This is a genomic window from Pseudomonas sp. AGC41 (genome assembly GCF_057334555.1).
On sequence record NZ_JBHFJB010000090.1, the window covers coordinates 25,595 to 38,403 of the forward strand.

The window sequence follows — 12,809 nt, forward strand, 5'->3', positions numbered from 1 at the left end:
CCCCCCCACAGAGGTCAGCGACGGCCAACAAGCGCTGCTCAGCCCTGCCTGAACACCTGCGAAGGCCTGCGCAACAGCGGATCGAACGGGTTGATGCGCGGACCGATCGCCGCGGCTTCGCGCTTGAGCATTTCCACCACCGTCGGCAGGCGATCAGGCCCGAGCCGGTCGCTGATGGTCGCCACGCTCAGCGCTGCGACGGCCCGGCCTTCACGATCGAGAATGGGCACCGCGACCCCGGCCATGCCTTGCAACACACCGGTGTTGCGCCCGGCGTAGCCCAGTGTCCGCACGTTCTCGACCTCGGTACGCAGGAAGACTTCATCGTACAAATGAAAATCCTTGAGCCGCGGCAGGTTGTAATGGATCACCGTGTCGCGCTCCTCCTCTGGCAGGAATGCCAGGATCGCCAGGCTGCCCTGCCCCACGCCCAGTGCCACGCGGCCGCCGATGTCGCCGGTGAACGTGCGAATCGGAAATGGCCCCTCGCTGCGATCCAGGCAGATGGCATCGAAACCGCAGCGTGCCAGCAGGAACAACGAATCCCCCAGCGACGCCGACAACCGCAACATGGCGGGCCTGGCCAGTTCACGCAGGTTACCGGTGTTGCCGGCGCGCGCAGCCAGGGCAAAGAAGTCCAGGCTCAGCCGATAGCGTTTGCTGCGCGCATCCTGCTCGACCATGCCCTCGTCCATCAGGTTGCGCAGCAAGCGGTGCGTGGTCGGCTGGGACAAGCCGATGCGCTGGGCCAGTTGCGTCACGCGCTCACCGCCTTCCACGGTCTCGCCCAGGCTGCGCAGCACCGCAAACAGCCGTGAGACCGCGCCGACCCCAACTTCGCCTTTTTCGCTATTCCGCTCAGTGGAATAAGCCATCTCATTTCCCTTCAAATAATTTACTCAACGAATGAAACTGAAAATAGTCATCGTCTCAGTGAAATAGTCCATTGAGCCCATCCTATTCTTCGTCCTACTCTGCGTCCATACAGGGGCGATTCGAACAACAGCGGCAGCCGACTTGATCTCGAGCGCCAACGCACCCCGCGACATCCTTTCGTATCTGCCCATACAAAAAAGCGCGCCTCGCGGCGACGCATAACAATCTCAGGTGGAGCGCAGTCATGGCTTTCGTGCAACTTGAAAACTTGAGCAAACGTTATGGCGACCTCGACGCCGTGGTCGCCACCAACCTCGCGGTGGAAAAGGGTGAGTTTGTCTCCCTGCTGGGGCCATCAGGTTGCGGCAAGACCACGACCCTGCAAATGATCGCCGGCTTCGTCGAAGCCAGCAGCGGGCGCATCCTTCTCGACGGTCGCGACATCACTCACGCCAAGCCGGCCAGCCGCGGCCTGGGCGTGGTGTTCCAAAGCTACGCGCTGTTCCCCCACATGACCGTCAAGGACAACGTTGCCTTCGGCTTGCGTATGCGCAAAGTGCCGGGCACCGAATTGCAGGCACGGGTCGATCGGGTACTCAAGCTGGTGCGCCTCGACCAGCACGCCGAGCGCTACCCACGGGAACTCTCCGGCGGCCAGCGCCAGCGCGTGGCTTTGGCCCGGGCGCTGGTGATCGAACCGCCGGTGCTGCTACTCGACGAACCATTGTCCAACCTCGACGCCAACCTGCGCGAGGAGATGCAGTTCGAGATCCGCCGCATCCAGCGCGAGGTCGGTATCACTACGTTGATGGTGACGCATGACCAGTCCGAGGCGCTGTCGATCAGCGACCGGGTGGTGGTGATGCAGGCCGGGCGCATCACCCAGATCGACGCGCCCTACACGCTTTATGAACACCCGCGCACCGAGTTCATTTCCGGCTTTGTCGGCAAAGCCAACCTGCTGCCCGGCGAGCGCGACAGCGCTGGCGTCGTGCAAGTCTGTGGCGCCGGTCGAGGCGAGCTGACCCTGAGCCTGCGCCCGGAGAAAATCGATCTGTGCGCCGCGGGCGCGGGGCGGCTGCAAGGCACTGTCACCAGCCGTTTTTTCCTCGGCAGCCAATGGCTGTACGGCGTCGACACCAACCTGGGCGAGCTCAGCGTGGTGCGCCGCAACGACGGCTCGGCGCCCCTGACCGAAGGTACCGCCGTCGGCCTGGACTGGGATCCGGCGCTGCTGCGGGTGCTGAGCGTGGACGAGGTGTCGGCATGAAGCTGATCGACGCCATGAAGCGCGGCCGCCAGGGTTACCTGATGTCAGCCCCGGCCCTGGCCTTGTACCTGAGCCTGCTGGTCATTCCCCTCGGGTTGACGCTGGTGTTGTCGTTCAATGTCTTCGACTACGGCTCGGGCATCAACAGCGAGGCCTACACGTTCGAGCATTACACCAGCCTGCTGGGCGATCCGTACTTTTATGAAATCTTCCTGCGCACGTTGTGGATCAGCGCCCTGACCACCGTGCTCTGCGTGCTGATCGGCGTGCCCGAGGCCTACATTCTCAGCCGCATGGGCGCGCCCTGGCGCTCGATTTTCCTGATTCTGATCCTCACGCCGCTGTTGATCTCGGTGGTGGTGCGGGCCTTTGGCTGGAGCCTGCTGCTCGGCGCCGACGGCCTGGTCAACCAGACGTTGCAGGCCCTGGGCGGCTCGCCGATGAAGCTGCTCTACACGCCCTTCGCCGTGGTCATCGCCCTGGTCCACGTGATGTTGCCGTTCATGATCATTCCGGTCTGGACCTCGCTGCAGAAACTCGACCCGGCCGCCGAACAGGCCGCGCTGTCCCTGGGCGCGAGCCAGTTCACGGTGATCCGCAAGGTCGTGTTGCCGCAGATCATGCCCGGCGTGCTGTCCGGCACCCTCATTGTGTTCGGTCTCGCCGCCAGTTCCTTCGCGATACCCGGCCTGCTCGGCGGGCGTCGCTTGAAGATGGTCGCCACGCTGATCTACGACCAGTACCTGTCGGAACTCAACTGGCCCATGGGCGCGGCCATTGCCGTCGCGCTGCTGCTGCTCAACCTGCTGATCATGCTCTCGTGGAACCGCATGATCGAAGGCCGCTACAAGAAATCATTGGGGTAATTCTGCATGTCCAGGAACGGTCCTTTCGCCCTGTTGTTTCACGCCCTGGTCGTGGTGTTCATGCTGGCGCCACTGGTGGTGGTCTGCCTGGTGGCCTTCACCCCGGAAAACACCCTGAGCCTGCCCACCACGGAGTTTTCCCTACGCTGGTTCCGTGCCGTGTTCGAGCGTGCGGATTTTGTCGATGCGTTCTACAACAGCCTGGCCCTGGCGTTCTGCGCGGCGTCGCTGGCGACATTGATCGCGGTGCCGGCGGCGCTGGCAATCACCCGCCTGGAGTTTCCTGGCCGGGATTTTTTCAACGGTCTGTTCCTGTCGCCGATCATCATTCCGCACCTGGTGCTGGGCGTCGCGTTACTGCGCCTGTTTGCGCTGATGGGCGTAAACGGCAGTTTTACCTGGCTGATCTTCGCCCATGTGCTGGTGATCACGCCGTATGTGCTGCGCCTGGTGCTGGCGTCGGCCATCGGCCTGGACCGCAGCGCCGAGCAGGCTGCGCAATCGCTGGGCGCAGGACGCTTCACCCTGTTCCGGCAGATCACCTTGCCGATGATTCTGCCGGGCGTGGCGGGCGGCTGGTTGCTGGCGTTCATCAACAGCTTCGATGAAGTCACGCTGTCGATCTTCGTCACCTCGCCGGCCACGCAAACCCTGCCGGTGCGCATGTACGTGTACGCCACCGAATCCATCGACCCGATGATGGCGGCGGTGTCAGCGCTGGTTATCGGGCTGACGGCATTGACGATGATTCTGCTCGATCGGGTCTATGGCCTGGATCGGGTCCTGGTGGGCAAACAATGAGGGCGCCATGGCTCTGCTGAAACGACTGGCCGAACGCGATCGCCCGGCCCTGGACTTCACGCTCGACGGCTTGCCTGCCAGCGGTTTGCTCGGCGATACCGTGCTCACCGCCGTGCTGACCTGCGCTGAGCACTTGCGCGGCAGCGATTTCAGCGCCGAGCCCCGTGCCGGCTTCTGCCTGATGGGCGCCTGCCAGGACTGCTGGGTCCGCCTGGGCGACGGCCGCCGCGTGCGCGCCTGCTCGACGCTGCTCGAGGCCGGCCAGCAGATCAGCCGCGAACCGGGGCGCAAGGTATGAATGACTTTGGCAGACGCGGCCTCTTCGCGAGCAGGCTCGCTCCCACAGAAGAGCCGGCATCATCACAACCCCCTTGTGGGAGCGAGCCTGCTCGCGAAGGCGGCATCAGCCACTCCACCGATCTCCAAGAATCGCCAGCGAGGTGGCCATGAACCCCATAGCCATCATCGGCGCCGGCCCCGCCGGCATTCGCGCTGCGCAAACCCTGGTTGCCCATGGCGTTTACCCGGTCCTGCTGGACGAGGCGGCACGCGGCGGCGGGCAGATCTACCGGCGCCAGCCGGCGAACTTCATGCGCACGCCGAACCAGCTCTATGGCTTCGAAGCGCACAAGGCCAGCGCCCTGCACCAGACCGTGGACGAATTGCGCGAGCAGATCGACTATCGCCCCGACACGCTGGTGTGGAACGCCGAAGCCGGTCTGCTGGATACCTTGCATGAAGGCCGCGCCGCGCGCCTGGCGTATACCAGCGTGATCGTCGCAACGGGCGCCACCGACCGGATCCTGCCGGTCCCTGGTTGGACGCTTCCCGGGGTGTACAGCCTGGGCGCAGCGCAGATCGCCCTGAAGTTCCAGGGTTGCGCCATCGGCGAGCGGGTGGTGCTCGCGGGCAGCGGGCCGTTGCTGTACCTGGTGGCGTACCAATACGCCAAGGCCGGCGCGGACGTTGTGGCCGTACTCGACAGCTCGCCCTTGAGCGCGCAGATCCGCGCCCTGCCCGGGCTGCTCGTGCAACCGGCCACGCTCGCCAAAGGGCTCTATTACCGCGCCTGGCTGACGGCTCGTGGTATTGCGGTACATCAAGGCGCCAGCCTCGTGCGCATCGAGGGTGAGCGTCGGGTGCAGTCGTTGAAATGGCGCAACAAAAAATCCGAGCGCAGCCTCGATTGTGATGCAGTCGCCTTCGCCCATGGCTTGCGCAGCGAAACCCAACTGGCCGATCTGCTCGGTTGTGAGTTTGCCTGGGACCCGCTCAACCGAGCCTGGCTGCCGCAACGCGACAGTGCCGGGCGCAGCAGCTCGGCCGGGGTCTACCTGGCCGGCGACGGCGCCGGGATCATGGGCGCCGACGCTGCCGAAATGGCCGGAGAACGGGCGGCCCTGGCGCTGCTCGAAGACCTCGGCTACCGAGTCGATCCGCAACGTCGCGCCCAGCTGGAACAATCCCTCGAACGCATCGGCCGTTTCCGACAGGGCCTGGAGTGCGCCTTTGCCTTTCCTGAGGACTGGGCGGACCGCGCCGCTGATGACCTGATGATTTGCCGCTGCGAAGAAGTCAGCGTCGGTGACATCCGCCAGGTGGTCGGTGAAGGTCATTGGGAGATCAACCGGGTGAAGGCCCATTGCCGGGTCGGCATGGGCCGGTGCCAGGGGCGGATGTGCGGTGCCGCGGCGGCGGAAATCATCGCTCGGGAAAGTGGCCGCAACATTCAGGAAATCGGCCGTCTGCGGGCACAGGCGCCGATCAAGCCAGTCCCGTTTGGCCTGGAGGTCGACTCATGATCGAAGTGGATGCGCTGATCATCGGCGGCGGTATCGTCGGCGCCTCGGCGGCGTTGTTCCTGAGCCAGGCCGGGCGGAGCGTGGCGCTGCTGGAGCGGGACTTCTGCGGCGCGCATTCCAGTGGCGTCAATTACGGCGGCGTACGCCGCCAGGGGCGGCCCTTGTCGCAACTGCCGTTGTCGCAACGTGCCCATGAGATCTGGGCGCGATTGCCGCAACTGATCGGCATCGACGGTGAGTATCAGCGCAGCGGTCATCTGAAGTTGGCCCGCAGCCTCGATGACCTGCGTGCGCTGCATGACTATGCCGCGAGCAGTCATGGCTTCGGCCTGGATCTGCAATTGCTGGATCGTGATCAACTGCGCAGGCGGTTTCCCTGGGTCGGCGACGTCGCGGTCGGCGCCTCGCTGTGCCCTGACGACGGTCACGCCAACCCACGCCTGGTCTCGCCGGCATTTGCCCAGGCGGCCCGCAGGCATGGCGCAAAGGTTTACGAACAATGCCCGGTCAGCCAGGTGACACACGACGGCCAACGTTTTGTCGTGCGCACCGAGACAGGACTTGAGCTGCGCGCGCCATGGCTGCTGAACTGCGCCGGGGCCTGGGCAAGTCGGTTCGTCGCGCAGTTTGGCGAGGCGGTGCCGATGCACGCCGGGCACCCGGCGATGCTGGTCACCGAGCCGTTGCCGGTGGTGATGAATGCCAGCACTGGCGTGGAGGGCGGCGGCATTTATGCGCGCCAGGTCGCTCGGGGCAATTGCGTATTGGGCGGCGGCCAGGGTTTCGCCCTCGATGACGCCCGCGCCCGCCCCGGCCAGAGCGCCGTCATCGAGATCCTGCGCCAGGCCGTCGAACTCTACCCGTTCCTGGAGGGCGCCCAGGCGATCCGCACCTGGAGCGGCACCGAAGGTTACCTGCCCGATCGCCAACCGGTGATCGGCCCGAGCAGTACCCAATCCGGTCTGTTGCATGCGTTTGGCTTTGCCGGCGCCGGTTTCCAGATCGGCCCGGCGGTGGGCCAGGCGCTCGCCGAGATCATCTGCTGCGGCGCCTCAACCACGCCGCTGGATGCGTTTTCCATCACCCGGTTTCACTCCATCTCCGTTGCTTGATAGAGGAAGGTCGCGCCAATGAATAACGTCAAACGCAGTGCACTGTTCGGTTTCTGCTCGCTGGGTTCCGCTTGCCTGGGCGCCCTGCTCCCGGTCACCCAGGCGTTGGCCGAGCCGACGCTTTACCTGGGCATGAACGGCGGCACCATGGAGAGGCTGTATGCCGACAAGGTCCTGCCGGCCTTCGAGAAAGCCAACAACGTCAAGGTGGTGATCGTGCCGGGCACCTCGGCCGACATCCTCGCCAAGGTCCAGGCCAGCAAGGGCAACCCGCAGATGCACGTGATGTTCCTTGACGACGGCATCATGTACCGCGCCATCGCCATGGGGCTGTGCGACAAGCTTGAAGACAGCCCGCCCCTGGCGCAGATTCCGGCCAAGGGCCGGATCAAGGACCAGGCCGTAGCTGTCAGCCTCGGGGTCACCGGGCTCGCGTACAACACGCGGCTGTTCAAGGAAAAAGGCTGGAACACGCCCACCTCGTGGATGGACCTGGCCGACCCGCGGTTCAAGGACAAGGTGGTGTTCCAGTCCATGGCGTCGTCGACCTTCGGCCTGCACGGTTTCCTGATGTTCAACCGGATCCAGGGCGGCAGCGAAACCGACGTTGAACCGGGTTTCAAGGCCTGGCCGAACACGGTCGGGCGCAACGTGCTGGAATACATTCCCAGCTCGGCAAAAATCTCCGAGATGTTGCAAACCGACGAAGCCGCGCTGTTCCCGCTGACGCCGACCCAGGTGACCGCCTTGAAACTCAAGGGCATGCCGGTCGAGTACGCACAACCGAAGGAAGGCGCGGTGGTGCTCAACGTCGCGGAATGCGCGGTGGCCCACAACAGCGAACCCGAACTCGCGCAGAAACTTGCCGCCTTCCTGCTGACGCCTGAAGCCCAGGCCATTGCCCTGGAGGAAGGCGACCAGATCCCCTCCAACCCCAACACCCCGACCACCGACAAGACTCGTGGCCAGGTGGAAGCGATGAAGCAATACCTGGAAACCGCGATCGCGGTGGACTGGGACCAGGTCAACGAACAGCGTCCGGCCTGGAACGCGCGGTGGAATCGCAGCATCGAGCGCTAGGCAACAGGCGCCGGTCTTTTTGTTTATCATGCGGGTCAACAACGCCAACGAACTCGGCGCTGATCCCTATGGCGAGGGAGCTTGCTCCCGCTGGGCTGCGAAGCAGACCCCGAATCTGGCACCTCGGTGTGTCAGGTTGATGGAGTTGCAGCTTTGGGGCTGCGCTGCAGCCCAGCGGGAGCAAGCTCCCTCGCCACGGGTTAGGTGCTGATTTCGATATTTGCGCTCTTCTCAGCCTATATGCGACCCGCCCATGCACACCCTCACCCAACTGCGCACCGGCCAGCTGTCAGGCATTACCCGACTGAAGCTCTCGTGCGGCCTGACGGAGTTTCCCCGGGAAATTTTCAACCTGGCGGACTCCCTCGAGATTCTCGACCTGAGCGGCAACCAGCTCGATACGCTGCCTGACGACCTGTATCGGCTGCCGCACCTGCGCGTCCTGTTCTGCTCCGACAACCGCTTCACCGAATTGCCCGAATGCCTGGGACGCTGCAGCGCGTTGACCATGATCGGCTTCAAGGCCAACCGCATCGCGCACGTGACCGCTCAGGCTCTGCCGCCACCGCTGCGCTGGCTGATCCTGACCGATAATCGCGTCAGCCAATTGCCGGATGAGCTGGGCCGTCGCCCGCACCTGCAAAAGCTGATGCTGGCGGGCAATCGTCTTCGGCAACTGCCCGAGAGCCTGGCCCAGTGTCATCGCCTCGAATTGCTGCGCATCGCCGCCAACCAGCTGAGCGAACTGCCGTCATGGTTGTTGGCGCTACCGAGCCTCAGTTGGCTGGCCTATGCCGGGAACCCCTTGGAAGCCCAGGCCGAGGCCGCCGCGCTACATGCCGCCGCGCCTGTCGACTGGCTGCAACTGAGCTTGCAACACACCCTCGGCGAAGGTGCTTCGGGGGTGATTCACCAAGCGCTGTGGCAAGCACCGGGCCGCGCCGCGCGACACGTCGCGATCAAGCTGTACAAAGGCCAGATGACCAGCGATGGCTCGCCACTGCATGAAATGCATGCCTGCATCACGGCCGGCAAACATCCGAACCTGATCGAGGTATTGGGCCAGCTCAGCGGTCATCCCGAGCAACAGGCCGGGCTGGTGATGAGCCTGATCGGCTCGGATTACCGCAACCTGGCCGGACTGCCGAGCCTGGCGTCCTGCACCCGTGACGTCTATGACGATGAGCTGCGCCTGAGCGCAGCGGCGGCCTTGCGCATCGCCCGAGGCGTCGCGTCGGTGGCGGCACACCTGCATCGCCGGGGCATCACTCATGGGGATCTGTACGGCCACAATATCCTCTGCAACGACCAGGGCGATTGCCTGCTCGGCGACTTCGGCGCAGCGTCTTTCCATGCCACGGCTGACACGCCGCAGACGCGCGCGCTGCAACGCATCGAGGTGCGGGCGTTCGGGATTCTGCTGGGGGAGTTGCTGCTAAGGATCGAGCCAGTGCTCGCTGATGAGATGCTTGAACAGTTACGGCAGCTGGAGGCGCGCTGCTGTCAGCCGGACGTACTGGCGCGGCCGGGGTTTGACGAGATAGCTGGCTTGCTCGGCGGCCTGGGGTGAGGGAATTGTTCCCTCACCCAAAGACAAGTTCTTAACCGGCCAGGCCGACAAACATGTCCTGCACATCGTCATGGTTGTCGAGGCCTTCAAGGAATGCCTCGACTTCGGCCATCTGCTCGTCGCTCAGGCCGCTGACCGGGTTTTTCGGCTGATAGCCCAGTTTGGCCGACAGCACGGTGAAACCCTGCTCCGGCAATGCCTTCTGAACCGCGTCAAGGTCGGCAGGTTCGGTGATGAACAGCGTCGCACCCTCTTCGCCCGGCTCGAAATCCTGGGCACCGGCTTCGATGGCGGCCATTTCCGGATCGGCGTCAGGGCTGTCCGGCGCGGCTTCGATCATGCCGACATGGTTGAAATCCCAGGCGACCGAACCGGAAGCACCCAACTGGCCCTTGCGGAACGCGACGCGGATCTCGGCGACGGTGCGGTTGATGTTATCGGTCACGCACTCGACGATCAGCGGCACCTGATGAGGCGCGAACCCTTCATAGGTCACGCGATGATACTGAACGGTTTCACCGAGCTGGCCGGAGCCTTTCTTGATTGCGCGCTCCAGGGTCTCGCGGGGCATCGAGGCCTTTTTCGCCTGTTCAACCACCAGGCGCAGGTGCGCATTGGTCGCGACGTCGGCGCCGTTGCGCGCCGCGATGGTGATCTCCTTCACCAGCTTGCCGAAAATCTTGCCTTTGGCGTTGGCAGCCGCTTCTTTGTGTTTAACCTTCCACTGTGCGCCCATTACTCACTCTCTTGTCTGACGCGCCGAGACATCTGCCGGTCGGCGCTGTGGCGCCAAGTTTATACGGCCTAAACCGGCTGATCGACCAAAAAATCGCACTCGCCGGATCGACATTTTCACAATCTGATGTAGGGACTTTCTGAAAGTACCATTCGAGTAACCCTTAGTGCGTAGCGGTTTCGTACCCTCTGCGCCCTCTCCCTGCAAATAAGAGCTGCGATGCGCAACGATACGGGTTACTCCTTCAGCCTCACACTCACGGAAAGCAACCTGCGGCTTCACGTCCACAGATTCAGCGGACGGGAAGCCCTCAACCAACCGTTTCGATTCGACGTCGACTTGATTGGTCTGGGGCCGCCGATAAATCTCGACATCATGCTCGGCCAACAGGCGTTTCTGCACCTGGGTACCGAGTCGGGTGTGCATGGGATCGTCGACAGCGTCAGCCTGACCTCCCATGCCCTGCACCGCGTCGGCTATCGCCTGACGCTGGTGCCTTACCTGCAAAGCCTGGAGCAACGTCCGCGACGCCGGGTCTTTGGCCGACTCAGCGCAGTCCAGGTGCTGCAACACTTGCTGGAAGAACACGAATTGCCCGCCCACAGTTACCGGTTTGAACTGCCACACGGGCACTACCCATGCCGGCCGTTCTGTATCCAATACGACGAAAGCGATCTCGAACTGTTGCAACGGTTGTGTGAGGAAGAAGGCATCCACTATCACTTCGAGCACGCGGCTACCGGCCATGTGCTGGTATTTGCCGAAGATCCGACAAGTTTTCCTGGTCAGCCGGTCGGGTTGAACCTGCATCAGCAGGAAGGCCGGCAGCCAGCCATTAACCGCCTTTACCAGCGCCATCACCTGACGCCGCCGGAGCTGCCAGCCAACGCCAAGGAACGGTCATCGGCTGCGGCTTTTGAAACCTCGGCAGCCAACCACCCGTTCACCGGCCCCGCGCTGGATACCGCCTGGAACAATGGCGTACATGCCCAGCAGGCAGGTCGCCGTACCCTCGAGCGGCTGCGCTGCACACAAAGGGAAATCCACGGCCAGAGCAGCCAACCGACCCTGCGCAGCGCGGCCATCGTGCAGATCGATGGCCATCCGATATCGACGTTCAACGATCAATGGTTGGTTACCGAAATCAAGCATCGCGGGCGGCAGCCTTCTATCCTCGAAGCCCCGTCTTCCTCCTCTCCTGGGTCCGGACACTATCGCAATCGGTTCCTGGCCATCCCTTGGTCGACTGTGTTCAGGCCAGCCCTCAAGCACCCGAAACCACGCATCGCCGGCTGTCATCTTGCCTATATGCACGGTCAGCATGAGCATGGCCAAGCCAACGTCAGCCTTTGGAGCGCGGAGGGCGAAGTCATCACGTTACCCCTGTCTCGGCTGACGTTGCAGGACAGCCCGTTGCCGCCGGCTGGCAGCCAGGTACTGGTGACGTTTCTCGACGGCGATCCTGACAGGCCAGTGTTATGCCCTGGAATATTCGGCCTTCCGGGACCCGGCGATAGCGACGCCGCCGGGCCAAGCGGCGGCCCGCCAACGCCACCCGGTCGTGGCACGGAGTTATTGCTGGACTGGCTGCTGAGTCCTCCCGACCCTATGCGTTGAATGCCTGGACCGTTGCCGGTCGCCCCCATCGATGATCCCCATTTGGCACATGATCATCGCCCACACGCTGAAGTCGATCACACGAACCCTCGACGGCTCTGCAAGCCACCCGTATGAACGAAAATCAAGCGAGTGCCGGCGCCAACCACCCCGGCCTCGACACGGGCCTTGAGGAGCATCAGCGCCTTGCCGGTATACAACGGTTCCAGCTCGATAGCGCCGGTGGTCTCGATGAACTCGCTGAGCCCGGCATCCACCCGGGCAAAACCACCACGGCTGCCGTCAAGCAACTCATAACGCGGATTGCTCAGCCCAGCTTGCGCCAGAATGCTCTCAACCTGTTGCAGCACGCCATGGTCATCAGGCACCGCCAGGACACCATGAACCGAATGCTGGCCCGCTTCAGCCAGCACCAACCCTGCCAGCGACGTCCCGGTACCGCAAGCCAGCCACCAGCCGTGATAATCCTCCCAGCCCAATGTGGCCAACTGGCTACGGGCGGTGGCTACCCAGGACATGCAACCTTGCGCGCCGGGCAACCCCGAGCCCCCTTCAGCGATCGGCCATAAATTCGGGTATTGCGCCTGCCAGGGAGCCCAGAATCCCGGATCATGCCGCTCTCGGTACCCGCCGTAACCCAACCAGTGCAAGGTCATGCCGAACGCCTGCAGATCCAGGGTCGTAGGCGTCTCCCGGGGATGACCGCGCAATAATCCCACCGTTTGGAAACCGAATCGTTGCCCCGCCGCGGCCAAGGCATGCAAATGATTGGAATAAGCGCCGCCGAGGCTCATCACGCCCTCGGCACCGTTGGCATGGGCGATACGCAGATGATGAAGCAGCTTGAACCATTTATTGCCGCTGATGAGCGGATCGATCCGGTCCAGGCGCAGAACCGCCACTTCGACACTGGCGCGAGCGAGCCAGTCGAGGTGAAGGAGTTCGAGGCGCGGTTGAGGATGCCAGTCGAGGGCGGGCAGAAGCATTGCAGCAGACCGGATAGGAGGGTGCCGGGATCTTATCAGCTTGGTGGCGGGCGGTATCAGGATCCGGATTACCTGTGGGAGGGGGGGGGGGGG

The 12,809-nt window shown here is 63.6% G+C and carries 12 protein-coding genes; 9 read left to right on the forward strand and 3 right to left on the reverse strand.

Annotation, left to right across the window (positions count from 1 at the left end):
• Positions 1–38: 38 nt before the first annotated feature.
• Positions 39–875: an IclR family transcriptional regulator gene (locus tag ACE04F_RS16560; RefSeq protein WP_486108342.1), complete on the reverse strand. Its 837-nt coding sequence runs from the start codon at positions 873–875 to the stop codon at positions 39–41.
• A 245-nt stretch (positions 876–1,120) separates the two neighbouring features.
• On the opposite strand from ACE04F_RS16560, the gene ACE04F_RS16565 reads away from it, so the two are divergent.
• The 8 genes from ACE04F_RS16565 (at position 1,121) to ACE04F_RS16600 (ending at position 9,377) form a co-directional block, all read left to right on the forward strand.
• The gene (locus tag ACE04F_RS16565) at positions 1,121–2,146 is read left to right on the forward strand and encodes an ABC transporter ATP-binding protein (protein WP_486108344.1); all 1,026 of its coding nucleotides are present in this window, start codon (positions 1,121–1,123) and stop codon (positions 2,144–2,146) included.
• Positions 2,143–3,012, forward strand: a complete 870-nt coding sequence (locus ACE04F_RS16570) for an ABC transporter permease (RefSeq protein ID WP_486108346.1) — start codon at positions 2,143–2,145, stop codon at positions 3,010–3,012. The genes ACE04F_RS16565 and ACE04F_RS16570 overlap by 4 nt, the downstream gene beginning before the upstream one ends.
• Positions 3,013–3,018: 6 nt before the next feature.
• Positions 3,019–3,813, forward strand: a complete 795-nt coding sequence (locus ACE04F_RS16575; protein ID WP_486108348.1) for an ABC transporter permease — start codon at positions 3,019–3,021, stop codon at positions 3,811–3,813.
• Between the two features lie 7 nt (positions 3,814–3,820).
• Positions 3,821–4,111 carry a (2Fe-2S)-binding protein gene (locus ACE04F_RS16580; RefSeq protein WP_434573212.1) on the forward strand — a complete coding sequence of 97 codons (291 nt, stop codon included), beginning with the start codon at positions 3,821–3,823 and terminating at the stop codon, positions 4,109–4,111.
• Positions 4,112–4,259: 148 nt separating this feature from the next.
• Positions 4,260–5,615 carry an FAD/NAD(P)-dependent oxidoreductase gene (locus tag ACE04F_RS16585; RefSeq protein ID WP_486108351.1) on the forward strand — a complete coding sequence of 452 codons (1,356 nt, stop codon included), beginning with the start codon at positions 4,260–4,262 and terminating at the stop codon, positions 5,613–5,615.
• A complete protein-coding gene (locus ACE04F_RS16590; protein ID WP_486108353.1) occupies positions 5,612–6,727 on the forward strand; it encodes an NAD(P)/FAD-dependent oxidoreductase in 1,116 nt (371 codons plus the stop codon). The genes ACE04F_RS16585 and ACE04F_RS16590 overlap by 4 nt, the downstream gene beginning before the upstream one ends.
• A gap of 18 nt (positions 6,728–6,745) precedes the next feature.
• Positions 6,746–7,807 carry an ABC transporter substrate-binding protein gene (locus tag ACE04F_RS16595; protein ID WP_486108355.1) on the forward strand — a complete coding sequence of 354 codons (1,062 nt, stop codon included), beginning with the start codon at positions 6,746–6,748 and terminating at the stop codon, positions 7,805–7,807.
• A gap of 253 nt (positions 7,808–8,060) precedes the next feature.
• Positions 8,061–9,377 carry a leucine-rich repeat-containing protein kinase family protein gene (locus ACE04F_RS16600; RefSeq protein ID WP_486108357.1) on the forward strand — a complete coding sequence of 439 codons (1,317 nt, stop codon included), beginning with the start codon at positions 8,061–8,063 and terminating at the stop codon, positions 9,375–9,377.
• A gap of 31 nt (positions 9,378–9,408) precedes the next feature.
• Here the strand turns inward: ACE04F_RS16600 and ACE04F_RS16605 are convergent, their stop codons facing one another.
• Positions 9,409–10,113 (reverse strand): YebC/PmpR family DNA-binding transcriptional regulator, encoded by a 705-nt coding sequence (locus ACE04F_RS16605; protein ID WP_486108359.1) that lies wholly within the window; start codon positions 10,111–10,113, stop codon positions 9,409–9,411.
• Between the two features lie 219 nt (positions 10,114–10,332).
• On the opposite strand from ACE04F_RS16605, the gene ACE04F_RS16610 reads away from it, so the two are divergent.
• Positions 10,333–11,730 carry a type VI secretion system Vgr family protein gene (locus tag ACE04F_RS16610; RefSeq protein WP_486108361.1) on the forward strand — a complete coding sequence of 466 codons (1,398 nt, stop codon included), beginning with the start codon at positions 10,333–10,335 and terminating at the stop codon, positions 11,728–11,730.
• Positions 11,731–11,807: 77 nt separating this feature from the next.
• Here the strand turns inward: ACE04F_RS16610 and ACE04F_RS16615 are convergent, their stop codons facing one another.
• Complete coding sequence (locus ACE04F_RS16615) at positions 11,808–12,716, reverse strand: 1-aminocyclopropane-1-carboxylate deaminase/D-cysteine desulfhydrase (RefSeq protein WP_486108363.1); 909 nt, start codon at positions 12,714–12,716, stop codon at positions 11,808–11,810.
• Positions 12,717–12,809: the final 93 nt, after the last annotated feature.